We start from the raw sequence: 24660 nt of genomic DNA on the forward strand, positions 1-24660 counted from the left end.
TTATTGTAATAAAAAGTTAACAATTAATATAATTCCCACCGCTAAAGACATGATAAGGATATATGTCTCTACATTTCCGTTCTGTACACGCTTCATAGCTTTTCCGCTGTCTTCAGCACCATCACCTACAAAGTTTACAAAACGGTCTAAGATACCCTTATCAAACATTTTTCCTCCGCGTCCTAATCCTTCAACAGTTTTTACAATCAATGCGTTGTAAAGTTCGTCAACGTATAATTTCTTAGCAGAAAGCTTTTCCCATCCGGTATAGTTTTCCTCTGCAACAGCCATCTTTTTCTTACTTAGATAAGTATTTCTAACGATGAACCATACAGTGAAGAACATCAGGATTGTTGCTGCTAATAATATCATTTCAGTATTGAAAGGTACTCCTGAAAGAGTAGCTTCCATCTGGCTGTAGCTTTGTTCCGTAAGAACTGGCTTTAACCATTCCATCAGTTTAGCATAATGCCCGTGACCGATGAAGTGTGGCAGGTTGATAAAACCTCCGATTACAGAAAGAATAGCCAATACGATCAATGGTAATGTCATATTAGACGGGCTTTCGTGTAAGTGGTGTTTCTGTTCTTCAGTACCTCTGAATTCTCCGTGGAATGTCAAATAGTAAAGTCTGAACATATAGGTTGCAGTCATTGCCGCTAAAACAAATAAGATTACCCAGTAAACAGGGTTTTTAGCGAAAGCTGCTACTAAAATTTCGTCTTTAGAGATCATCCCTGATAATAAAGGGAAACCTGAGATGGCTAATGTTCCGATAAGGAATGTAGCGTGGGTGAGAGGAATATATTTCTTAAGACCTCCCATGAAACGCATATCCTGTTCGTTGCTCATAGCGTGGATTACTGAACCTGCACCTAAGAATAACAAGGCCTTAAAGAATGCGTGTGTCATTACGTGGAACATAGCTGTTGTATAGGCTCCCAGACCTAAAGCGATAAACATAAATCCAAGCTGTGAAACGGTAGAGTATGCCAATACTTTTTTGATGTCGTTCTGACGAAGAGCATAGAATCCTGCTAAAGCAGCCGTTAAGAATCCGATGAATAAAATTACTCCCTGCACAGTAGGTGCTAAAGTAAATAAGAAGTTGGATCTTACTACTAAATAGATACCCGCTGTTACCATTGTTGCTGCGTGGATCAATGCTGATACTGGTGTTGGCCCGGCCATCGCATCCGGTAACCATGTATATAATGGAACCTGAGCAGATTTACCGGTAGCACCGATGAATAAACTCGCTGTGATAAAGATGATCACTGTTCCGTCTAATTCAAATTTTGAAGCATTTTCTGCTACAGAAAGATAATCTACAGCATTGGTCTGAGAAGCGATCATGAAGATACCGATCAATAACGCAAGGTCACCAATTCTGTTCATGATGAAAGCTTTTCTTGCCGCTTTACCGTATTCTTTATTGGTATACCAGAATCCGATCAACAGGTAAGAACACAGACCTACACCTTCCCATCCGATGAACAGGATAAGGTAGTTGCTTCCCATTACTAAAAGTAACATCGAGAAGATGAAAAGATTCAGATAAGTAAAAAACTTGTAGAATCCTTTATCATGACTCATATATCCGATAGAGTATAAGTGGATCAGTGAACCGATACCCGTAATGATCATCACCATCATTAAAGAAAGCTGATCTATCTGGAATCCAAAATTGATTTGAACTCCATTTACTCTAAACCATTCAAAAGCTTTTACAATAACAGGCTGGTTTTCAGAATTGAAATTCATGAAAATACTTACTGCAATACAGAAAGATCCAAAAACCATCAAAGTAGCCAAAGATCCTACCAATATTTTGGGAAGATTTTTTCCGAATAACCCGTTAATAAGAAACCCTAAAAGTGGTAAAAGTACTATTGCATATACTAGATTCTCCATTCTTATCCTCTTAATTTATTAAATATACTCACATCTACAGAACGGGTGTTTCTATATAGCATCGCAATAATTGCCAGACCTACTGCTACTTCAGCAGCTGCTACCACCATAATGAAGAAAACTAAAAGTTGTCCGTCGCCGTTGCCTTTGTATGCTGAAAAAGTTGCCAATAAAAGGTTTACAGAATTCAGCATAAGCTCTACACAGCCCAGAATCACAATAGCATTTTTTCTAAGCAATACTCCCATTACTCCCAGACAGAACAATACTGAGGAAAGAATGATGAAGTAGTCCAAAGGGATGCTTTGTATAAATGTATTTACTTCTCCCATAATTTTATAAATCTTTTTTACCGATTAATACCGCGCCTACAATACCTGCCAGAATTAGGATGGAAGCAAGCTCAAACGGTAAAACATATTCATTAAACAAAAGTCTACCCAGATTTTTGGTAAGACCAACCCCTCTGTCTACATTTTCAACAACAATGTGATTGTCTTTTACTCCTCTGAAAACTCCCAATACACCTACCAAAAGAAGACCTGCCGTAAAAACTCCAACAAATTTTAAAGTATTGTTCTTCTTACTTTCGTCTTGTTTATTAAGGTTAAGCATCATTAAGATGTAAAGGAAAAGTACCATGATAGCACCTGCGTAAACAATAATCTGGATAATTGCCAGGAACTGTGCATTGAGAAGAATGTACATTCCGGCAATTGAAAACATCGTAACAATTAATGACAAAATAGCATAAAGAGGATTTCTTGCAAATACAAAGTAAACAGCACTTGCCACTGCTAAAAACGCCACCAAGAAAAATAAAAACTGATCCATTATTTTACCGCATTTTTTTGTTTCTCGGATTGTCTTGTCGTGATATCAATCCTTTCATTTATTTTTTCAACTAATTTATCTTTTCCGTAAATGAAAGAACCTCTGTTGGTTTCCACGTCTACCAATCTGTCGGTAAGATAGATGGCAGATTTAGGACAAGCTTCTTCACACATACCACAGAAAATACATCTTAGCATATTGATTTCATATACTGATGCATATTTCTCTTCTCTGTAAAGACCTTTTTCCTCTTTAGTTCTTTCAGCAGCAGTCATTGTAATGGCTTCTGCAGGACAAGCTACCGCACAAAGTCCGCAAGCTGTACATCTTTCTCTGCCTTCCTCGTCTCTTTTCAAAACGTGCTGGCCTCTCCAGATAGTCGTTCTTGGTTTCTGTACTTCCGGATACGAATATACTGCGGGAGCACCCTTTATCACGGTTCTTACAGCATGCTTAAATGTAATCCCCATTCCTGTAAAGATGGCAGGAAGGTAGATTTTTTCAGCAAGGGTCATTTCTTTATTGGAAACAACTTTTGATCTGTTTGTAAGTTTCATTTAATTATAGATATTAGATGTTAGACACCAGATTTTAGACTAATCTTGTCTGTTATCTTAATTTTTAATATTCAATATTTACACAAACCTAACAGGTTTCAAAAACCTGTTAGGTTTAGATAATTTAATTTCCAAACGCTAAAATTACAGCTCCTGTAATTAATAGGTTTACCAATGCCATTGGGATTAAAGTTTTCCATCCTAAGTGCATTAACTGATCATATCTGAATCTTGGAAGTGTCCATCTGATCCACATAAAGATCAGAATTCCGATTACTGTTTTCGTAAGGAATGCTACGATACTTAAAATTCCTGCTGTGTTTTCTCCCCAGTTCTGAGTTACCCATTCAATACCAGGATAGTTGTACCCTCCGAAGAAAAGAACGACCATGAAAGCATTAGAGATAAACATGTTCACATATTCTCCGAACATATATAAACCTAACTTCATGGAAGAGTATTCTGTAGAGTATCCTGTTACCAATTCAGATTCACACTCAGGTAAATCGAACGGGTGTCTGTTGGTTTCTGCCAGAGCAGCTACAAAGAAAACAAGGAAAGCGATCGGCTGGTAGAAAATGTTCCAGTTCAATCCTGAAACCCAAGGAATAACGCCCCATAATTTTCCGGTAGTCTGACTTTCAGTAATTTCTTTCAAGTCTAAACTTCCAGCCATCATGATGATTGAAAGAAGTGCTAGTCCCATTGCCAGTTCATAAGAAATCATCTGAGAAGAAGCACGGATAGCACCTAATAATGAATACTTGTTGTTCGAAGCCCAACCTCCGATCATAATTCCGTAAACCCCTATGGAAGCCATACCGATGATGAAAAGTACACCAACGTCAATATTAGCTACCTGAAGATCAAAAGAAGTACCTGCAATATTTAAACTTTTACCCCAAGGAATCACAGCTCCTGTAATCAATGAAATAAACATCACCAAAGCCGGCCCTAATACGAAAAGGAATTTTTCTGCATTGGCAGGCGTAAAGTCTTCTTTAAAGAAGAATTTTCCACCGTCAGCAAGAGGCTGCAGCAATCCGAAAGGTCCGGCTCTGTTGGGACCAATTCTATCCTGCATGATAGAGGCAACTTTTCTTTCTGCCCATGTAGAGTAGGCTGCAATCGTAAGTGACAGCAGGAAAAGCGCTAGTACAAGTATAAGTTTAAATGTAAGTAAATCCATTTTTTATTTTAAATGTTTGAAGATGGGAGCTGGAAGCTGGAAGTTTATCACGTCGTGGCATCAACTCTTCATCACATTACCAAATTTTTTATATTTTATTAAAACAGCTAAAATTAAAACTGAAATTTAGGGGATTTATTAAACTCCCAGCTTCCAGCTTCCTAACTTCCAACTATTCTATTTTTCGTCTTTTTCACTGATTTCTTTAGCCATCGGATTGTCTAAAACTCTTAGCTCATCTTTTGGCTTTTCGTAGTGATTCAATGAAATTACAGAATGTCTGTCAATATGTCTAGGACCTTCGATGTTCCAGTCTGATAAAGCTTTTCTTTCAAAACGACATGTATCACAGATGAATTCTTCCACTTCTCCCCATTGGTCTTTTCTTGCGGTAACTCTTACAATTTCGTCACCTTTCATCCAGACTACAGCTTTTCCGGAACATTTATCACACTTACAAGTAGCATTCATAGGTTTTGTAAACCAGACTCTGCTTGCAAAACGGGCTGTTCTGTCTGTTAATGCTCCTACAGGGCAAACGTCAATAACGTTTCCGATGAAGTCATTGTCTAAAGCTTTATTTAAATACGTTGAAATTTCAGCGTGATCTCCTCTGAAAAGGATACCGTGTTCTCGTGTTTCTGTAAGCTGGTTGGCTGTCAGTACGCATCTTGCGCAAAGAATACAACGGTTCATATTTAGTTTGATGTTCGGCCCAAGATCATCAGCTTCGTAAGTGTTTCTTTCGAATTCTGTTCTTGTGTTTTCCACACCATGCTCATATCCTAAGTCCTGAAGATGACATTCTCCTGCCTGGTCGCAGATAGGGCAGTCCAGCGGGTGATTTACCAAAAGGAATTCGGTAACCGCTTTTCTTCCTTCCTGAGCTTTCTCAGAAGTAAGATTTTTTACTTCCATCCCGTCCATTACATTAGTTCTGCAGCTTGCTACTAATTTTGGCATAGGACGTGGGTCTGCTTCAGATCCTTTAGAAACTTCTACCAGACAAGTTCTGCATCTTCCTCCACTGGTTTCCAACTTGCTGTAGTAGCACATTGCAGGAGGTACAGATTTACCACCGATTTGTCTTGCAGCTTCCAGAATAGAAGTACCAGGCAAAACTTCAGTAGTCTGTCCGTCTATAGTTATTTTGAATTTTTTAACTTCTTCGCTCATATGATATGCTTTAAGCTTTATGCGTTAAGCAATAGGCTTTGTTATTTATATTTCTTTGTATTAAATGTATATCCAATTCCTCCAAGAACCTGTCCGAAAACAAAATCCTGACGTGCTTTGTCCGGCTTGTTATTCAAAGTGGTTTTAATGTCCCACATATTAATATAACCTGCTTTTCCTTCTAATCTCAGCATCCAGTTTTTCCAGAATACCAAGTTAAGACTGGATCTGATATCGGTTCCCATACCAGCAACGTGAAAGCGGTCACTTCTTTCGTTACCAAAAAGTTTTACATTACTTTTCGGAAACATAAACCCGATTCCGGCTCCATAAGACCATACTAAATCTATATTTTTCTTATGAACAAGGTTTTTGTATTTCTCAAGACCTAAGTTTTCATAATTAAGTCCATCAGTATGTTCGAAAGTAAGGAACTTCTCATCTGCAAGATTAACCTGCCCGTTCTGAACCATTGCTGCATATTCTGGATCTGAAATATGACCTTTGAAACCTACAGTCTGGTTCTGATCCATTACATATTTCATATGGTCTATCCCCAGTACCAATGCTAAATTGTCTTTAATGAAATATCCTATTCTGAAATTATACTGTGTTACGGTAAACCAGCTTGGATCAAAATAGACAATTCCAAATTTTGTAGGTCTGTCTTTTGCGGTTACATTATTCAATTGAAAATCGTATCCGTTTCCGCTAAAGTGGATATCAGAATTGCTGTAAGCCGCTCTGTTCCATCCGTAAAATACGAAAACCTGACCTTTTTTGCTTAATGGTAAAGGCTTTTCCTTTCTCTCAGCTTTAATCTGCTCTTTCTCGTTCACTAAATATGACAAATCCTCTTCAACAGATCTGTTATAATTTGCAGTATCAGTTTTCTTATTCTGTGCAAATACAAAATTCGACATCATTAAGCCGACAACCAATAATTTTTTCATCTTACCTATGCGTTCTTTTCAACAGCCGGGATAGGATCTGCATAATGTGCCAATCCATAGTTTTGTGTCTGAGACAATTCCGGGTTTTTCACATGCCACTCAAATTCATCTCTGAAGTGACGAATGGCTGCTGCAACTGGCCAAGCCGCTGCATCACCTAATGGACAGATCGTATTTCCTTCGATTTTTCTCTGGATATCCCAAAGCAGATCGATATCTTCCATTTTTCCTTCTCCTTTCTCGATTTTCTTTAAAATCTTGTACATCCATCCCGTTCCTTCACGGCAAGGAGTACATTGTCCGCAGCTTTCGTGGTTGTAGAATCTTGCCAAGGTCATGGTATGTTCTACAATACACTGGTCTTCATCCAAAACGATGAAACCTCCTGAACCCATCATGGTTCCGGTAGCAAAACCACCATCTGCCAATGATTCATAGTTCATATATCTTGGCTCTCCGTTTACGGTTCTCAACAATAAGTTTGCCGGAACAATCGGAACAGAACTTCCTCCGGGAATACAAGCCTTTAATCTTTTACCGTCTTTAATACCACCGCAATATTCATCAGAATAGATGAATTCTTCCACAGTGATCGTCATATCGATTTCGTATACCCCCGGTTTGTTGATGTTTCCACAAGCAGAAATTAATTTCGTTCCTGTAGATCTTCCCACTCCGATTTTAGCATACTCAGCACCTGTAATATCAATGATCGGAACTACTGCTGCAATAGATTCAACGTTGTTTACCACCGTTGGTCTTTCCCAAAGACCTTTTACAGCCGGGAATGGTGGTTTTAATCTTGGGTTACCTCTTTTTCCTTCAAGGGATTCAAGCAAAGCAGTTTCTTCACCGCAGATATATGCTCCACCACCTCTCTGTACATAGATTTCAAGATCGAAACCGGTTCCTAAAATATTTTTACCTAAAAATCCTGCTGCTTTGGCTTCTTCAATAGCTTCTTCAAGGATATCCGGAATCCATGAATATTCTCCACGGATGTAGATATAAGAAGTATTGGAACCTAAACAGTAAGAAGAAATCAGCATTCCCTCGATCAATAAATGAGGAAGGAACTCCATCAGATATCTGTCCTTGAATGTTCCGGGTTCAGATTCATCCGCATTCACAACAAGGTGTCTTGGAACGCCTTCAGGCTTTGCCAAAAAGCTCCATTTCATTCCTGTTGGGAATCCAGCTCCACCACGACCTCTTAGTCCTGAAGCTTTTACTTCTTCAAGAATTTCGTCAGGAGTCATTTTCAAGGCTTTCTCAGCAGCTGTGTAACCTCCCTGTTTACGGTAGGTTTCAAAGTAGCGGATACCTTCTATATGTGCGTCTTTAAGTAAAAGTTTTTTACTCATTGTTATTTGCTTATTGCAATTAGCTTTGGGCTTTTTGCATTAATTATGATTAAACGTTAAGTGAATAATTTAAAATCTAAAATCTAGAATTTAAAATTTCTATTAGTCTAAAGCAACTTGTCCCTGTCTGCAAAGATCAAGGATTTCATCTACTTTTTCTATCGTTAAATTTTCATGAAAGAATTTCCCAAGCTGCATCATGGGTGCGTACCCGCATGCTCCAAGACATTCAGCTGGCTTTAAAGTGAACATACCGTCTTCAGTAGTCTCTCCGTCTTTAATGTTCAGTTTGGTTCTGATATGATTCAGGATTTTTTCGCTTCCACAAACCATACAAGGTCCGGTTCTGCAGACTTCCAAAACATATTTACCTACCGGCTTCATATTGAACATGGTATAAAAAGTAGCCACTTCATATACTTCGATCGGTTGGATACTTAATAGTCCGGCAACATAATCCATCACAGGAACATCTAACCATCCTCCGAATTCTTTCTGTGCCAGGTGAAGTACAGGAAGAAGAGCAGATTTCTGTCTTCCTTCAGGATATCTTGCGATAATTTTGTGTACCTGTGCTAAACTTTCCGGTTTAAAAGCTATTGTTTCGCTCATTTTTGAAATTTTAGATTTTAGATTTTAAATTCTAACTGAATAACGGTCTAAAATCAATTTATAATTTATAATTCAAAATTTATAATTCCAGTTATGCGTCTAATTCTCCCGCAATAATATTCATACTACACATCGTTACAATAGCATCTGAGATTACAGAGCCTGTAATCATTTCAGGGTATGCCTGATAGTAGATGAAGCATGGTCTTCTGAAGTGAAGTCTGTAAGGGCTTCTTCCTCCGTCACTCACAAGATAGAAACCTAATTCTCCGTTTCCACCTTCTACAGCATGGTAAACTTCTCCTTTCGGTACATCGGTTTCTCCCATTACAATTTTGAAATGGTAGATCAATGCTTCCATTTTCTGATATACATCTGCCTTTTCAGGAAGATAAAAATCAGGAACATCCGCATGGAATGGCCCTTCCGGAAGATTTTCGTATGCTTGTTTGATAATTTTGATGGATTCCCAGACTTCCTGCTGACGAACCATGAAACGGTCGTAAGTGTCTCCTGAAGTTCCTACCGGAATAATGAAGTCGAAATCCTGGTATGAAGAATAAGGCTGTGCAACTCTAACATCGTAATCTACACCTGCTGCACGTAAGTTTGGACCTGTGAAACCGTAGCTTAAAGCTCGTTCGGCAGAGATAGCTCCTGTACCGATGGTTCTGTCCATGAAAATTCTGTTTCTTTCTAATAAAGTACAGAATTCTTTGAATCTTGGCGGGAAAGTTTTTAAGAAGTCTTTCAACAACTCATGAAACTTAGGCGTGAAATCTCTTTCAAATCCTCCGATTCTTCCCATATTGGTAGTCATTCTGGCTCCGCAGATCTGCTCATACATATCATAAATACGTTCTCTTTCGATGAACATATAAGTAAGACCTGTAATTGCTCCTGAGTCCATCCCGGTTACCCCGTTACAGATCAGGTGGTCACCGATTCTGGCAAGCTCCATCAGGATAACACGCATATAGTCTACACGCTTGGGAACTTCTACGCCAATCAGTTTTTCTACGGTCATGTGCCAACCTAAGTTATTGATGGGTGCAGAACAGTAATTCATACGGTCCGTAAGGGTAGTGATCTGAGAGTAGTTTCTTCTTTCGGAAATTTTCTCAAATGCTCTGTGGATGTATCCTACTGTTTGCTCAGCGTGAAGGATTCTCTCTCCGTCCATCGTTAAGATATTCTGGAAAATCCCGTGCGTAGCAGGGTGGGTAGGTCCCAGATTCAGGGTATATAATTGTCCGTCAATCTGTTCCTTACTTTCGTACTGGTTTAGTATATTAGATAATGAGTTATCTTTCATAATTTAAATGCTTTAGGCGATAGGCTATAGGCTTTAAGCTAAATGCTTACTGCTTACTGCTTATTGCATTATTTTTTATCTTCCGAACATGCTATCGTTCTTGTCGGTTCTTGTACCGTCTTCAAGGCGATATTCCTTCAACATTGGGTGGTATCCCAGGTCTTCCATATTCAGAATAGGCCTCAGATCCGGGTGTCCTTTAAATTTAATCCCATAAAAATCATACGTTTCTCTTTCCATCCAGTTGGCTCCCACATAAAGATCTACAAGAGAATCTACTTCAATATTTTCTCTGGACATGAAGATTTTCAGACGTAATCTGAAATTGGCCATCATATTATGCAAATGGTAGACAACACCAATTTCCTTTTCAGGGAATTCAGGATAATGAATACCGCAGATATCCGTAAGGAAATTAAATTCCAGTGATGAATCTTTCAGATAATGAATAATCTTCTTGATATCTTCTTTCTTCACTTCAATGGTCAGCATTCCATAAGGTTCTGAACTTGAAATAACAGATTCCGGAAATTCTCTTGTGATTGCTTCTAATACAAATTCGTTTGTCATTTCCGTTTAGTTGCTTATGTTGTAAGAATCTAATAATTTCTGATATTCAGGCATATCTCTTCTTCTTATGCTTTCACTTTCCGCAAGAGCCTGTACCTGCATTACGCCCTCAATGATCTGTTCAGGTCTTGGAGGACATCCGGGAACGTAAACGTCTACCGGAATAATTTTATCAATTCCCTGGAGTACAGAATATGTATCAAAAATACCACCGCTGGAAGCACAAGCTCCCACTGCTACCACCCATTTCGGCTCAGCCATCTGAGTGTACACTTCTTTCAGGACAGGTCCTAATTTCTTTGATATAGTTCCGCAAACCATCAGCATATCTGCCTGTCTTGGAGAGAAAGAGTTTCTTTCCATACCAAATCTTGAAGCATCATATGTAGGGTTCAGGGTAGCCATAAACTCGATACCACAACAAGAGGTTGCAAATGGTAACGGCCAAAGCGAAAACTTTCTTGCCATCCCGATTACACTGCTCAGTTTTGTTGCGAAAAACCCTTCTCCTTCATAGCCTTCGGGAGCAGGTGCATCTGTTCTTATTACTGGTTTTTTATCTGACATCTTGTAGATGATTTTAGATTTTAAATTTTAGATTTTAAATTAATTCTTACCGGTATAACTTAAAATCACCATCTAAAATGTTTAATTTAAAATTTATAATTACTTTATTTATCCCAATCCAGCGCACCGCGTTTCCAGACATAGAAAAACGCTACGAAGAAAATTGCAACGAATGTAAGTACGGCAAGGAATCCTTCCATACCGAATTCTCTGAAATTAACAGCATAAGGATAAAAGAATACGATTTCAATATCGAATAGTACGAACAATACCGCAGTCAGGAAGTACTTGATAGAAAACGGTGTTCTGGCATTTCCTTCTACAGGAACCCCACATTCCCAGCTTTGGTTTTTTACAGAGTTTCCTTTTTTCTGCTGTGGGCCTAAGAAATGTGCCCCAAGCAAAGAAACAGCTACAAATCCTACTGCTACACCAGCCTGGATAAGGATTGGAATATAACTTTCAGGTAAATTCATTTTTGCATTATTATCTCAATTTGCAAATTTAGCGAATAAACAAGAAAGCATGAAATTTATCAGCTTAAAAGTCGGATGAAAATGAGTTAAATCGGTAATTTAGAATCAATAAAAATTAGCTTTTTATGATTATTTTTTTAGCGTCTTTTTCCCCTTTTTTTATAGAAACTGTGGAAAAATGGGCCCTCATACTCTGCATTTGGAATATTTTGAATTCATTGAAACTGAATAGAGGTTCATATCAAACCACGCACTGATGCTGTTTTATGGTCTTATTTTTTCATTTTTCTAAGAAGAGTGTAGGCCATAAAGGAGATGTATCCAAAAAGAATACTCGCAAAAAGAATATTGATTACGGTGTTTGTTTTGTCATCAGGTGACTGGAAAAAGACATTGTAACTGATAAATCCAGCGATTAAAACAGCAAATATGATAAGTTGTGGTTTCATAAAATTCAAAGTTTAGATTTTAAGTTTACGTTTTACAAATTACAGTATCAATTATTTGATTTCCATTGAATACGTTCTTCTTCTTTTATGATTCACCGGATTGTAATCCTGCCATAAGAGCTGAATGCTTTTATTTTCTTCCAGTTCCGGGTTGGTTTCCAGGTATTTTACGCCCTTTTTTCTGAAGATATTCCAGATTTCTTTGAAAATAATAGAAGTAACTCCTCTTCTTTGATAGTCGGGATGGATGCCGATCAGGTAGAAGTTAGCCCTGTCATTTTTCTTACCTGCTTGCAGGAAATGCCACCAGCCGAATGGAAGCAGCTTTCCACCGGATTTCTGCAGTGCTTTGGAATAAGAAGGCATGGTAATAGCAAATGAGATCAAATTGTTGTGTTCATCAGCGATACATACAATAAAATCTTTATCGATGAGCTTAAAATATTTCTCTTTGTAGGTCTTACGCTGCTCATCTGAAATAGGCGTGTAGGTAGAAAGGTGTTTGTACGTTTCATCCAGAAGATCAAACATCGGATCTACATACTGAATAATCTCTTCTTTTGTTTTAAATTTTAAAACCTTCAGTTTATACTTTTCAGAAATAAGCTGATTGAACTTGTGGATTTTTTCAGGCAAGGTTTCAGGGAAAATGATTTCAAACTCCACCCATTCTTTTTCTTTGATTAACCCCAGGTTTTCAAGATGTCTTGGATAGTACTCGTGGTTGTAAATCCCAATCATAGTTGCCAGCTGATCAAAACCTTTTACCAGCATCCCGGCTTTGTCAAGATTGGTGAACCCCATAGGTCCTTCAATTTTATCAATATTTTTTTCTTTGGCATAATCAACTGCTTTTTGAATTAATGCCTTTGAAACTTCAGCATCATCAATAAAGTCGATCCATCCAAAACGTACCTTTTTAATGCCTAATTCTCTTTCTTCCTTATGATTAATCAGAACGGCAATTCTTCCTGCAAGCTTGTCATTCTTATAGGCCAGATACTGCTTTGCCTCAGAATATTGAAGCGCAGGATTTTCATCAGTATTCCAGATGTTGATTTCGTCATTGATAAAGGACGGAACATAGTAGGGATTGTTTTTATACAAATCCATTGGAAATCTTACGAATTGCTTGAGCTGACCCGCTGTTTTTACTTCAATAATTGAAACTGTAGACATGTTTTTTGAGAGGAATTAAAGGACAAATATAAATAATAATATTGTATACTTTGGCACAGTTTTTATATGATTATGGGTAAAATTAAACACAAAATTTATATAAAATGGGGGGTTATTATATCATTATTGGTATTTCGATGTTGGTGAGCTGGTGGGTTTCGTCCAGATTGAAATCGAAATTTGAATATTATTCCAATGTACACCTTCGAAATGGCCTTTCGGGCAAAGAGGTAGCGGAAAAGATGTTGAGAGATAACGGAATAAATGATGTTCAGGTAATATCGGTACCCGGACAATTGACGGACCACTATAATCCGGCAGATAAAACAGTGAACCTTTCTGAAGGAGTTTATATGCAGAGAAACGCGGCGGCGGCGGCAGTAGCAGCTCACGAGTGCGGACATGCAGTGCAGCATGCAGTAGGATATTCCATGTTGAATTTACGATCAAAGTTGGTTCCTATTGTGAATATAAGTTCTAATCTGATGCAGTTTGTTCTTATCGCGGGTATCGCGGTAATGGCTGCGTCCAGAACAATTGAGAATCCAAATGGAAATACAACTGTTCTTGCCATTGGCGTAGCGATGTTTGCAATGACCACGCTTTTTGCTTTTGTAACACTTCCCGTGGAATACGATGCGAGTAACAGAGCAATGAAGTGGCTTAAGGATACGGGAACGGTAACTGCAGAAGAATTCGTGGGAGTACAGGATAGTTTGAAATGGGCAGCAAGAACTTATGTGGTAGCCGCATTAGGTTCTCTGGCACAGCTTCTTTACTGGGGATCTTTGCTTCTTGGTGGACGAAGGGATTAATCATTAAATTCAAATGAAACATATTGCATCTCAGAAAGTTTTTCTGAGATGTTTTCTTTTTGTGCCAGTTTCAGAGATGCAGTAAGGATGCAGTTTTCATTAGCATCGAAATTCAAAACCTTAGCATCAAATTTTGAAAGCAAGGTGAATATTGTGTTCTGTTGATTGAAATTAAACTGAATCTCAACTTCTGTTTCCAGTTCTCGGGTGATAATATTAGCTTCTTCCAATGTGATCCTGGCAGATTCCTTATAGGTTTTCACCAACCCTGAAACACCTAATTTAGTTCCTCCATAATAACGAACAACAATAACAAGAACATTGGTGATTTCATGAGCCAGAAGCTGGTTGTAAATAGGTAATCCCGCACTTCCGGAAGGCTCACCGTCATCATTGGCGCGATAATTCTCACCATTTAATCCCATTCTGAAAGCGTAGCAATGGTGTGTAGCTTTGGGATGCTCTTCCCTGATTTTTTCCAATGCGCTCTTTAGTTCTTTTTCATGGGCTACCGGAAAAGCGAATCCAATAAACTTGCTTCCTTTTTCTTTTAAAAGAGTATTTTCTATAGGTTTTTCTATGGTCTTGTATTCAAACGTCATTTGAGTTCCTTCTTTGTTTATGCAAAAATATTAAATGCTTTACTATTCTGCACCATAATCACAAATTAAGCCGTCAAATCTTGACGGCTTATCTGTTTTTTTGATATAAAAGTACGGTCTTACATTTGATCTCCGCAAAGATCCATCGGGATCAGGCACATATAACTTGTTGTACCGCAAAAATCCTGAGGACATTGATCTCTGCATCTGGTAGGTTGTCCATTAGGGAGTGTACATATTACAAAAACTCCCCCCTGGATTGTTTTTAAACCGGTTCTTGATAATTTTTTCAAATTTTTCATGGTAGTTTTAATTTGGTAAAACTAATGTAAAGAATTTATTTCATTTATCGGTGATAGAATAGTTTTGTTTTAAATTGTAGAATGAAACGATATTATCTCTGAATACTTCTGTTTTTGTTATTGTATAATTAAATTCCGGGGCTTTTGTTCCGTTTTCAAGGATGAGATTTTCATTTTTAATTACTATTGCTTCATCCCAGAGATTGGCATTGATAAACTCTTGCAGGGTAAAACGGCCGCCTTCAATAATAACTGATTGTATCTGTTCTTTATACAGTGCTTCCATGAGTTCCGGCAGAAAATGATCCTTATTGATTTGAATGAATTGAACGTGTCCTTCAGTGCCTTCTTTCACAGAATTTAAAACCAATGTTCTTGCTTCATTGTTATAAATATTAAAGCTGGCAGGAACTTTCAGATCAAAATCAATTAAAATCCTGATTGGATTTGTTCCTTCTATATTTCTGACTGTTAAGCTTGGGTTGTCATTTAAAGCAGTTTGAGTTCCCACTAAAATAGCATGTTCGTCGGCTCTCAATTGATGAACGAACTGATTGACCAGTGTATTGGAAACGGCAGTAGGTTTAAAATCTTTATCAAGAAAGCCATCACCGGATTCTGCCCATTTTAAAATGATATAAGGTCTTTTCTTTTCATGATAAGTGAAGAATCTCTTGTTGAGTTCAATACATTCTTTTTCCAGCATTCCTGAAACGGCTTCAATGCCTGCATCCTGAATGATTTTCTTCCCTTTGCCATTCACTTTATCATGAGAGTCCATAGCGCCAATCACCACTTTTTTAAATCCCAGTTCTTTAATTTTTAAAGCACAGGGCGGAGTTTTTCCATAATGCGCACAGGGTTCCAGAGATACATAAATCGTTGATTCGGGGATTAGTTCTTTATTTTTAACGGAATTGATCGCATTGATTTCCGCATGATTTTCTCCTGCTTTGTGATGATATCCCTCGCCAATGATCTCTCCGTTGTGAACAATCACACTTCCAACAAGAGGGTTAGGGTAGGTGTTGCCAAGAGCTTTTTGGGCCAGCTCGATGCATCTTTTAATATAAAATTCGTCGTTGTTCATATGTATAAAAAGAAAAAGCGAAGACAAATTGCTTTGCTCCGCCTTTATTTATTTTGTTATCTGTTAATCTCCACTGATAATGCTGTGAAGATTTTGTTTTAACGTTTCCAGATGAGCTTTTTTCTCATCAATGGTATTGTAAGTGTCTTTTAACAGAGGGTTTTCTCTGGACGGTTTGTTGAAGAAAGAAAGGTTGTTTTCCAGTTTGACGATTTCTGCCTCAAGATCAGAGATTTGATTTTTGATCTTTCTTGCTTTATCGGTCAGCTGATTTTCAGATAGGCCTTCTTCTTTCAGTTCAAGTTCGTTGATCTTGTTTATTTTCAATTTCTCTCTCAATGTTTTGTTGAATTCAGAGTTGATTGAAATTTTATCTCTTGGAACTTTTCCTATGTTATTCCATGAAGTCTTGATCTGTTCGATTTTTTCGATGCTGCCTTCTTCATTGGAAACCTCTTTCAATTCATCAAGAAGGGCTTTTTTGTTTTTATAGTTTTCTTTCCAGTTGTCCGTAGAAGTATTGCTTTTCTCTCTGTAGTTGTTGAAGAATGCATTACAGGCATCACGGAATTCATCCCAGATTTTATTGGTCATGCTTTTGGGAACGTGGCCGATTTTTTTCCAGTCTTCCTGAAGTTTTTTGAATAACGGAACGGCAATATCCCATTCCTCATTATTCATATTGTCCTGTGCCGTCTGGATCAGCTTTAATTTTTCTTCAAGGTTAGTCTGCTGAGAGCCTTTCAACGATTTGTAGTAATTGTTTTTCGTTGTATTAAAGCCTCTTAAAGTTGTTTTGAAATCATTCCAGTTTTGGTTGGAAAGTTTTCTTGGAACACTTCCTGTCTTCAGAAATTCAGAACGCAGATCTTCCACTCTTTTAATGGCGTTCTGCCAGTAATTGTGGTTAGGTGTTTCCGAAGGTTCAGACAGTTTCCTGATTTCAGCGATGATTTCATTCTTCTTTTCAAGGTTAACCGTCTGTTCTTTTTCAATAGAAGCAGAAAGTTCAGATTTTCTTTCGTGAATTTTATTGGAAATTTCTTTGAATTCTTCCCATGTCTTTTCACGGAACTCTTCAGCCACAGGTTCCGCTTCTTCTTTCCATAGTTTATGAAGATACTGAAGCTCATTTAACGCTTTCTGAATTACCGGTTCGTTTTCCAGTTCTTTAGCACGGGCAATGATATGCTCTCTCTTTTCCAGGTTGTGGCTGTATTCCTGTTCCAAAAACTCTTTATTCAGATCCAGCATCTGATAAAACTGATTCAGGTGGTGGAAATAGTTATTGTTAAGAATTTTGAATTCAGACTTGGCAACCTGTCCGGCTTTTGACCAGTCTTCTTTAATCTCACGGATAGATCTGAAAAGATTAATTCCTGGTTCAGAGCTGGTGTATAGATTTTTAAGTCTTTCGATTATGTTTTGACGATGGTCAAGATTTTTCTTTTGCTCTTCTTCCTGTCCTTTCTGGAAGTCGTCATGTTTTTCTCTGAAGATATTGACCAGTGCAGAATACTTAGCCTGAGAAGGGTGTTCATAGCTGAAATTTTCGGCAGGATTTCCGGCTTCTACATATTCATGCTTTTTGTCCTCCACTTCATCATGGATGTAATGACTTGCTTTTTCCCTCAGTTGGTTGAATCTTTTGAAATTCTCTCCGGCGTTGGGAGTGTTGATGATTTTTTCCATTTCCTTTAAAGCATCGGCAAGGGAGATTTCTTCTTCATGTTCATCCAGGTGCTCAGCATCATCCTCATGTTGGTTTGCATCATGAGAAACGGTGTTTTCTGATGGGTCCTGAGATACTTCGTTTGGATTTTTCTTTTCTTCGTTTTCAGAAAGATTGTTTTCTGTAGTCATAGCAAATCTTTTATGTGAGTGGCGTTAATATCCTTTAAATATAGCTGAAAGGCCAATTAAAGCACTAATTTATGTTATTTTTTTTGAAAATTCCAAATTTCCCAGGCTTTTTCTGCTTGCTGTTCAAGCATATAGTATCCATTCACGGTTTTTGCTCCTTTTTCAGAGGCATTGATGATGAATTGGGTGTAGTTGGGATTGTAAATCAGATCGATAACCAGATGATCTGGAGAAAGTCCGTCAAAAGGAAAATTCAGACAGTCTTTCACATTCGGGAAAGTACCTACCGGTGTACACTGGATGATAATTTTATGCTCAGCAACGGTTTCGTGATCAAGATTTTCAAAATTGATTTCTGTACTTCTGGAAATGGTTACAGATGGAATATTATGTTTGTCTAATGCATATTTTACTGCCTTTGCAGCGCCTCCGTTTCCTAAGATTAAAGCTTTATCCTGTGTGGGTTTTTTGTGTAAAAGAAGCGTCTTTTCAAAACCGAACGCATCCGTATTGTAACCTGTTTTTTTTCCATCCTGAATAAGAACGCAGTTTACGGCACCTATTTTCTCAGCTTCATCACTTAATTCATCCAGATAATCAATTATTTTCTCTTTATAAGGAATGGTTACATTGAATCCTAACAGATCCGGAGAAGCAAAAAGTTTTTCTACTTCACTGATTTCGTTCAGATCAAAAATATCATAGGAGAAGTTCTTCAGCATGAGCTTCTGGAACTTGTTTTCGAAGAATTTTTTAGAAAAAGAATAGGAAATGTTTCTGCCTATCAATCCTAATTTTTTATTGGAATCCATAGATCAAAAGTAAAAAAAAGACCGGAAAAATCCGGCCTTGGTTTGAAATATTTTTTAATAATTAATCTACGATAAATTTAGTAGAGAAATTATCTGTTTTCAGAATGTAAATTCCTTTAGCCAAACCTTTAAGGTTGATCTTGTTTGAATGTCTGAAAGGGTTGGTAATTGTTTCAATTAATTTCCCGGAAAGATCATAGATATCAGCTTTTGAAATTTTGCCAAGGTTTTCTCCTTTTACAGATAATTCATTATTTTTTACCGGGTTGGGGTAAATAATAAATGCTGATTTGTCATTTTTAGTTTCTGCCGTTGCTAATGTTGTAGCACATGTCCAGCTAAGATCATCCAGAGCAACTCTGTTGGTAAGAGAAGAATTGGTCAGTTTAATGACAGCATTTCCGCTTACATTTATATTATTAATGGTAGTTGTAGTAACAACATTACTGTAAGGAATAGTTCCTACATTGACGTCATTTACAAGAACATTAAAGTATCCTGCACTTCCGGAGAATTTCAATTGAGTTGTTAATGTTAAACTCTGAACTCCACCTGAGAAAGTTGAACTTGTTAAAGTTCCATTTTTTATGGTAATAGCTTTATTATTGATGGTCTGGTCAACTCTTGCGTCCGTAGCAGTCCATGAAATTCCATTGTTGGTCCAGTTTACTGTCATGTATGTATTTACAGGGCCGGTGATCATTTCAAAATTTTCAGTTCCGCAGCTTCCTCCTCCGGCAGGTGTGTCAAGAGTGGTTTCTGTAGCTGTTGTGCTTTGTGGAGAAGAGTTTGCGAAAGCATCTTTAGCAATTATATAGAATGTATATTGAGTAAGTGGTGATAACCCTGAAACAATAGTAGACGTTGTAGTACCTGAAACTGTAGTTTTTAATGTTCCGTTGGCGTAAATCTGGTACGAAGTTACTCCCACGTTATCCGTAGCGGCTGTCCAGCTTAAAGCAATAGAGTTTGAAGTTGGATTGCTGGCAACAAGGTTGGTTGCTGCTGTAGGAGCTTGGTTATCAACAACCGGAGCGCCCCAGATCTGGGTAACATATTCAGGGTGATCAATGAAAGGGTTTCTGTTTCCCTGATAAGTATAAGAAGCATTGTTTCTTGCAATTTCTTCCGGAGATACCGGATCCATTGCATTCCAGATTAAATACTGGTTAAGTGCCCAAGGCTGTAGCCCTGGAAATGCTGTGCTGCCAAGCATATCACCCGTAGAGAAACCGGGAAGGTTATCTTCATATCTTGTTACAAAATAAAGAATCATTCTTGCAATATCACCTTTGAAAGCATCAATGGGTTCAAATACAGTACCTGCATATCCTGCAGATACAGATGTGCCTAGCTTTGATCCGTTTTTAGATATGAAAGAAGTATTGCCAACAATTCCGAAAGGGTAGTTGGATCTCATTCCGTTTACTTTTCCATCTGTAGCCCGGATAAAATGAATATCAGCTACCATAGGAGAAGCACTGCTGAATAAACTCTGAGGGATAACGTGCTCTCTGTTGTAGCAGTCACCTTCATTAGAATATCCTGCCGATCCACATTGATCTGTAGGGCCATATGTGAAATTATACTGATCCGGCCCATTTGGATTTTCAGAATAAATATCCAGAATTGTTCCGTCATTTTCATAGAAATAATCGCGGTCTGTGGTAGCGTATCCTGTCCATAGGCCACCATAACCATTGTCTATGTGTCCATTACTGATAATGGTTTTAAGGGCTGTTTTAAGAGCTGCACCTGTTAAGCTTGGCGATTGATTATAATATCCTGCCGGAGCCTGTGCCAAAGCGCCAATAAATGTCACGCTTAAAAGAAAGAAAGATAAAAGTTGTTTCATTTTTTAAAATTGGGGCGTAAAGATACGAAAAAATGAAACTGAAGTATGTTAATTGTATGTAATATATAAAGTCGGTATATTAGTTTTTAGTAATATATTCCTTGCTGATTTTTGAAAAAAACCATGAAATAGTGATTCCAAACAGGGAAGCTGTAAGGGCTACGATAAGATAGTTTTTTCCTACAATTTTCACTGGGAATGGCAGAACCTCATTGGCTCTGAAGAATTCTGTGTAAAGCTGGAAGTAGCAAAGTGCTGTTCCGAGAATTAATCCGGTAATCACACCTGAAATAACAATCAGGAGTCCGGTATAGAAATAGGTCATTCTCAAATGGCTTAAAGGAAAACCAAGTGATATCAATGATTTTGCCTGCTCTTTTTTATCAAGCTGAAGGATAATAATTGCTCCGGCAAGATTGAAGGTGGTAATAAAGATGACCAATGCAAAGATCAGGTAAATAAAAAGTTTTTCTGTGTTAATCATTTTCCAGAAAGCGGCATTTTCCTCTTCCTTGGTTTTGATCTCGATATTCTTTCCGAGTGAAGAAAGCAGGCTTTGTTTTACTGCATCTGCATTTTCCGGATTTTTCAGTTTAATAACAATCTGGTAAGCTGACTTTTTAGGAAGATTAAGCAATTCTTCTGTAAGCTCAATAGGAGAAACAATATAACTGTCCAGCTGGTCTTTCCCAGGGAATACACCTGTTACCAGAATATCTCTTTTATTATAGATATCTTCTTCCTTACTGATAATCCCCGTTCCCGGTTTCGGCATGAAGACTGTTGCATAATGATTGGAAGAATCTACAGGAATTGAAAGCCTGTTGTCAAGACTATTCTCCATTAATACCTCATTGGAGTATTTGAAACTTGGATAAGTTCCATAGAATACCTCTTTATTAATAGGATTTACCTTCACATAGGCAGAATCTACCCCCCTTAAGTAAGCGATGTCACCCTTTCCGTTGAAACTGATGTATACTTTTTCTTCAATAACGCGGGAGAAGCTGCTGATTTCTTTATTGCTGGTCAGAATTTTAGCAACATTATCAAGATTTTTGATCGTTTTTCCGGAAGTGCTTTTTAAAGTAAGGTCAGCATGAAGATTGGAAATAAGGTCTTTATTCAGGCCTTCAAGCCCTGAAAAAACCGAAATAATGACGAACATTGCAGCCACAGCAACCGTCATGGCACCTACGGCCAGCCACGTAATGAACGTAACGGCAGTACTCCCTTTTTTAGCCAAAAGGTATCTGGACGCTATGTAAAATGCAATATTCTTCAAGATCTATAAAACAGGATTGTCGCCTTCGCCTCTTAATTCTCTTTCCAGTCTTTCAACATCATCAAGAGCGGTATCCAGGTAAAAGTTAAGTTGTGGAATAATACGAACCTGCTTTGCCATTTTCTGGCCAATGAAGTTTCTGTATTGAGGTTTGTTTTCTTCAATCTCCTTCATCACAGCGGTACGGAATTCCTGTGGGAAAATGCTTAAATAAATCTTGGCAATTCCTAAGTCGGCAGTTACTTTTACATCTGAAACAGATACCAATATGCTCTGTTTGCTTTCTGAAGCCTGTTTGCGGAAAAGCTCCGCGAAGTCTTCCTGAATGATCTGTGCTACTTTTCTTTGTCTGTTACTTTCCATAATTTCTGCAAATTTAGTACTTTTGTTTGAATTGATACTTTGAAATTCAACTACAGTATCAAATTTACGATTTAATTATATTGATTAGTATTTATGAAACTAGAACATATTGGTATTGCTGTAAAGTCTTTAGGTATTTCTGATGAGCTTTTTGCCAGATTATTAGGAAAAGAATCCTATAAAAAAGAATCCGTAGAAAGGGAAGGTGTGGTTACTTCTTTTTATGAAACAGGAGAAAGTAAAATTGAGCTTCTAGAAGCCAGTAATCCAGAAAGTCCGATCTCTAAATTTATTGATAAAAAGGGAGAAGGTATCCATCATCTTGCATTTGGGGTTGAAAATATCCTTGAGGAAGTAGAAAGATTAAAAAAAGAAGGATTTCAGTTTATCTCCGAAGAACCGAAAGAAGGTGCTGATAACAAATTAGTTGTATTTCTTCATCCTAAGTCTACCAACGGCGTGCTGGTAGAACTTTGCCAAGAAAAGCAATAAAAAGTTTTGTAGTGAAAGAAATTTTACTATTTTTGCAAACACAAAATTTAACCAAGTTTTGAGGTCCTATAGCTCAGTTGGTTAGAGCACCTGACTCATAATCAGGTGGTCCCTGGTTCGAGCCCAGGTGGGACCACTTTTTAAATCAAGCACTTACAAAAATGTAAGTGCTTTTTTGTTTCCAAAAATCATAGCACTGAGTATAGAATCAGGTTTAATAAAAGCTTCTTTAAAACAAGAAGGGCAATACTGCCCTTCATATAATTTTTATTAAATGCTTTATTATTCTTTTTCAATAGGATTATTGTTTAACTTGTAAGATTCTTTTATTTCTTTCCCTTGTTTCTCAATGAAGTCTTTTACCTTCATATCAGTTCCAGGCATTGTCATACTTAATAATTGAGGAGTTAACTCATTTCTCATAGCAGCTAAAGGGTCTTGTTTGTAATTTTCGAATGTTTTTGTAAATTTTACTTTTTCTACTATTTTCACATTACCATTAGTGAACTTTTTAATAAGGGAATCTTCACTGTTATCTTTCGCTTTTTTATTTCCTTTTAAGGTAAATGAATAATTGTTTTGATCATCTTCTATTTTTACAATTAATCCAGGTAAACCATTAAATTTATAGGGACCATCATTAAAAGGAAGATCATGACAAAACCAGGCAATCCATTTTCTTCCCGCAAAATTTAACATTGCTTTTTGAGCATTATATTCACCGATTTTTTGCTTTTCTTTCTGAATTTTCCAATCAAAATTTATTTTTTCCTGATAACCAAAGGTAAGAGGAGTTAATCCGTTCATAATATCTTCAGTATATTGAACTTCCATATCAGGATATTTTTTTGTTACCGAATAGGTAAATCTGACATTCGGAGGTGCTGACTGATTTTCGTAAATGCCTGTTTTTTGCATTTTTTTAAATACTTCGTTGGAGATTGAATCTGAAACGATTAATTGATAATCTTTAAAGATCGATTGATCTTTTTTAATATCTAAAACCATCATTGCAGTTTCATTTCTTGTAGAATCTTTTTTAGGTTTATATTGTACTTCATAGAAAAAACGATTGATCTCCTGAGCTTTGGTTTTGATAGTAATTAAAAAGAATAACGGTAGTATCAATAAGTATTTCATAGGTTTATTTTTAAAAGTTGTATCTGTATTTTGCAAAAATTTTATACCAGAAATCCGTGAAAGAATTAGGTAAAAAAGAGAAAAAAGAAATAATTTTCCAGGGAGAAGTAAAGTGTGCAAATATTTCAAATATTGCCTTTGACCGTACCCAAACTTCATTATCATTCACAAAATAGATTGTTTGGAGATCTATAAACTTTATTCCTTTATCACGAAGAATTTTTCTTGCTTCTTTGCTTCTTACAGAAATAATTTCCAGCGTTTTAACATGAGATTGGCTCCATTGAGAAAACCTCGTACAAAACTTACATTCAGAATCATAAATAATAACTTTCATTTTGTGAATTTTTAAATGGATTGTAAGTCTGGCTGTTTTTTTAGGCTTTTATATTGTGATAAAATGAATAACGACGAAAATGACCCTGCCAACAGGCCTGTAAATATCATGATTCCACTTTGAAGAATAAATGGAATTTTTTTCACGTAATCAATATTTTTTGAGGTTACCGCATATTGTCTGGATATCATTTGCAAAGTTTCAGCATATTTTAAAGACAAAGTTTTATCAATTAAAGCATACACGAAAACATCGATCAAAAAAATCATGATGCCACTAAGAATAAATGTACAAATCACATAATAAAAATTGGCGACATGATTTACTTTTTTTTCATTCTTATATTTCTTTAATGACAGAAACAAAATAGTAGCAGCAAGCACAAAGGCAATAAACATTGAAAGAATAGGAAAAAAAGCAACGGCAGTCATACTAAAATTATCATAAGAAATAGAGTATGCAATGCCATAAATACATCCTGTAAAGGATAAAGCGATCACTATTGAAGTAATAAAAATATACTCCAATGAAAGAAGGTTGTTGTCCATA

The 24660-nt window shown here is 37.1% G+C and carries 28 protein-coding genes and 1 tRNA gene; 3 read left to right on the forward strand and 26 right to left on the reverse strand.

Going from position 1 to position 24660, the window contains the following annotated elements:
* The 15 genes from nuoL to BW946_RS16435 all read right to left on the reverse strand — a co-directional run bounded on the left by nuoL (position 1) and on the right by BW946_RS16435 (position 13155).
* Positions 1-1914, reverse strand: coding sequence for an NADH-quinone oxidoreductase subunit L (gene nuoL / locus BW946_RS16370; protein ID WP_076597188.1), 1914 nt, complete (start codon positions 1912-1914; stop codon positions 1-3).
* A 2-nt stretch (positions 1915-1916) separates the two neighbouring features.
* The gene (gene nuoK / locus BW946_RS16375; protein ID WP_076597189.1) at positions 1917-2246 is read right to left on the reverse strand and encodes an NADH-quinone oxidoreductase subunit NuoK; all 330 of its coding nucleotides are present in this window, start codon (positions 2244-2246) and stop codon (positions 1917-1919) included.
* Positions 2247-2250: 4 nt separating this feature from the next.
* A complete protein-coding gene (locus BW946_RS16380) occupies positions 2251-2748 on the reverse strand; it encodes an NADH-quinone oxidoreductase subunit J family protein (protein WP_034693417.1) in 498 nt (165 codons plus the stop codon).
* Complete coding sequence (locus BW946_RS16385) at positions 2748-3305, reverse strand: NuoI/complex I 23 kDa subunit family protein (protein WP_040996950.1); 558 nt, start codon at positions 3303-3305, stop codon at positions 2748-2750. The genes BW946_RS16380 and BW946_RS16385 overlap by 1 nt, the downstream gene beginning before the upstream one ends.
* Positions 3306-3429: 124 nt before the next feature.
* Complete coding sequence (nuoH, locus tag BW946_RS16390; protein ID WP_076597190.1) at positions 3430-4494, reverse strand: NADH-quinone oxidoreductase subunit NuoH; 1065 nt, start codon at positions 4492-4494, stop codon at positions 3430-3432.
* A 177-nt stretch (positions 4495-4671) separates the two neighbouring features.
* A complete protein-coding gene (locus tag BW946_RS16395) occupies positions 4672-5670 on the reverse strand; it encodes an NADH-quinone oxidoreductase subunit G (protein WP_076597191.1) in 999 nt (332 codons plus the stop codon).
* A gap of 41 nt (positions 5671-5711) precedes the next feature.
* The gene (locus tag BW946_RS16400) at positions 5712-6623 is read right to left on the reverse strand and encodes a hypothetical protein (RefSeq protein WP_110368339.1); all 912 of its coding nucleotides are present in this window, start codon (positions 6621-6623) and stop codon (positions 5712-5714) included.
* A 5-nt stretch (positions 6624-6628) separates the two neighbouring features.
* Positions 6629-7987 carry an NADH-quinone oxidoreductase subunit NuoF gene (gene nuoF / locus BW946_RS16405; protein WP_002983547.1) on the reverse strand — a complete coding sequence of 453 codons (1359 nt, stop codon included), beginning with the start codon at positions 7985-7987 and terminating at the stop codon, positions 6629-6631.
* 102 nt (positions 7988-8089) lie between these two features.
* Complete coding sequence (nuoE, locus tag BW946_RS16410; RefSeq protein ID WP_076597192.1) at positions 8090-8599, reverse strand: NADH-quinone oxidoreductase subunit NuoE family protein; 510 nt, start codon at positions 8597-8599, stop codon at positions 8090-8092.
* 91 nt (positions 8600-8690) lie between these two features.
* A complete protein-coding gene (nuoD, locus tag BW946_RS16415) occupies positions 8691-9914 on the reverse strand; it encodes an NADH dehydrogenase (quinone) subunit D (RefSeq protein WP_076597193.1) in 1224 nt (407 codons plus the stop codon).
* A gap of 75 nt (positions 9915-9989) precedes the next feature.
* Entirely contained in the window at positions 9990-10484 is a 495-nt protein-coding gene (locus BW946_RS16420) for an NADH-quinone oxidoreductase subunit C (protein ID WP_076597194.1), read from the reverse strand.
* Between the two features lie 6 nt (positions 10485-10490).
* On the reverse strand, positions 10491-11051 hold the full coding sequence (locus tag BW946_RS16425; protein WP_002983540.1) for an NADH-quinone oxidoreductase subunit B: 561 nt from the start codon (positions 11049-11051) through the stop codon (positions 10491-10493).
* Positions 11052-11155: 104 nt separating this feature from the next.
* Positions 11156-11527, reverse strand: a complete 372-nt coding sequence (locus BW946_RS16430) for an NADH-quinone oxidoreductase subunit A (protein ID WP_034693436.1) — start codon at positions 11525-11527, stop codon at positions 11156-11158.
* 272 nt (positions 11528-11799) lie between these two features.
* The gene (locus tag BW946_RS21460) at positions 11800-11976 is read right to left on the reverse strand and encodes a hypothetical protein (protein ID WP_168801911.1); all 177 of its coding nucleotides are present in this window, start codon (positions 11974-11976) and stop codon (positions 11800-11802) included.
* Between the two features lie 51 nt (positions 11977-12027).
* A complete protein-coding gene (locus BW946_RS16435; protein ID WP_076597195.1) occupies positions 12028-13155 on the reverse strand; it encodes a GNAT family N-acetyltransferase in 1128 nt (375 codons plus the stop codon).
* 104 nt (positions 13156-13259) lie between these two features.
* Here BW946_RS16435 and BW946_RS16440 point away from each other — a divergent pair, with 104 nt between their 5' ends.
* Positions 13260-13970: a zinc metallopeptidase gene (locus BW946_RS16440; protein ID WP_076597196.1), complete on the forward strand. Its 711-nt coding sequence runs from the start codon at positions 13260-13262 to the stop codon at positions 13968-13970.
* Here the strand turns inward: BW946_RS16440 and BW946_RS16445 are convergent.
* From BW946_RS16445 to rbfA, 8 genes are all read right to left on the reverse strand, one after another.
* A complete protein-coding gene (locus tag BW946_RS16445; RefSeq protein ID WP_076597197.1) occupies positions 13967-14572 on the reverse strand; it encodes an IMPACT family protein in 606 nt (201 codons plus the stop codon). The genes BW946_RS16440 and BW946_RS16445 overlap by 4 nt on opposite strands.
* A 119-nt stretch (positions 14573-14691) precedes the next feature.
* On the reverse strand, positions 14692-14874 hold the full coding sequence (locus tag BW946_RS16450) for a bacteriocin-like protein (RefSeq protein ID WP_076597198.1): 183 nt from the start codon (positions 14872-14874) through the stop codon (positions 14692-14694).
* A 40-nt stretch (positions 14875-14914) separates the two neighbouring features.
* A complete protein-coding gene (gene ribD, locus BW946_RS16455; RefSeq protein WP_076597199.1) occupies positions 14915-15964 on the reverse strand; it encodes a bifunctional diaminohydroxyphosphoribosylaminopyrimidine deaminase/5-amino-6-(5-phosphoribosylamino)uracil reductase RibD in 1050 nt (349 codons plus the stop codon).
* 63 nt (positions 15965-16027) lie between these two features.
* Positions 16028-17827 (reverse strand): DUF349 domain-containing protein, encoded by a 1800-nt coding sequence (locus BW946_RS16460; RefSeq protein WP_076597200.1) that lies wholly within the window; start codon positions 17825-17827, stop codon positions 16028-16030.
* A gap of 74 nt (positions 17828-17901) precedes the next feature.
* Entirely contained in the window at positions 17902-18639 is a 738-nt protein-coding gene (locus BW946_RS16465; protein ID WP_076597201.1) for a shikimate dehydrogenase family protein, read from the reverse strand.
* 61 nt (positions 18640-18700) lie between these two features.
* Positions 18701-20494, reverse strand: a complete 1794-nt coding sequence (locus BW946_RS16470) for an endonuclease (RefSeq protein ID WP_076597202.1) — start codon at positions 20492-20494, stop codon at positions 18701-18703.
* Positions 20495-20573: 79 nt separating this feature from the next.
* Positions 20574-21779, reverse strand: a complete 1206-nt coding sequence (locus BW946_RS16475; RefSeq protein ID WP_076597203.1) for an ABC transporter permease — start codon at positions 21777-21779, stop codon at positions 20574-20576.
* 3 nt (positions 21780-21782) lie between these two features.
* On the reverse strand, positions 21783-22142 hold the full coding sequence (gene rbfA / locus BW946_RS16480) for a 30S ribosome-binding factor RbfA (protein WP_034693455.1): 360 nt from the start codon (positions 22140-22142) through the stop codon (positions 21783-21785).
* Positions 22143-22235: 93 nt separating this feature from the next.
* Here rbfA and mce point away from each other — a divergent pair, with 93 nt between their 5' ends.
* Both mce and BW946_RS16490 read left to right on the forward strand, forming a co-directional pair.
* Positions 22236-22634 (forward strand): methylmalonyl-CoA epimerase, encoded by a 399-nt coding sequence (gene mce / locus BW946_RS16485; protein ID WP_076597204.1) that lies wholly within the window; start codon positions 22236-22238, stop codon positions 22632-22634.
* A gap of 62 nt (positions 22635-22696) precedes the next feature.
* Positions 22697-22770, forward strand: a tRNA-Ile gene (locus tag BW946_RS16490).
* A 146-nt stretch (positions 22771-22916) separates the two neighbouring features.
* Here BW946_RS16490 and BW946_RS16495 read toward each other — a convergent pair.
* From BW946_RS16495 to BW946_RS16505, 3 genes are read right to left on the reverse strand one after another with little or no spacing between them, the layout of a single operon-like run.
* Entirely contained in the window at positions 22917-23774 is an 858-nt protein-coding gene (locus tag BW946_RS16495; RefSeq protein WP_076597219.1) for a GLPGLI family protein, read from the reverse strand.
* A gap of 10 nt (positions 23775-23784) precedes the next feature.
* A complete protein-coding gene (locus BW946_RS16500) occupies positions 23785-24111 on the reverse strand; it encodes a thiol-disulfide oxidoreductase DCC family protein (protein ID WP_076597205.1) in 327 nt (108 codons plus the stop codon).
* Between the two features lie 11 nt (positions 24112-24122).
* Positions 24123-24659: a hypothetical protein gene (locus BW946_RS16505; RefSeq protein ID WP_076597206.1), complete on the reverse strand. Its 537-nt coding sequence runs from the start codon at positions 24657-24659 to the stop codon at positions 24123-24125.
* Between the last annotated feature and the right edge of the window lies 1 nt (position 24660).

It is taken from the genome of Chryseobacterium sp. RU33C, from assembly GCF_900156015.1.
GTDB lineage: Bacteria > Bacteroidota > Bacteroidia > Flavobacteriales > Weeksellaceae > Chryseobacterium > Chryseobacterium candidae.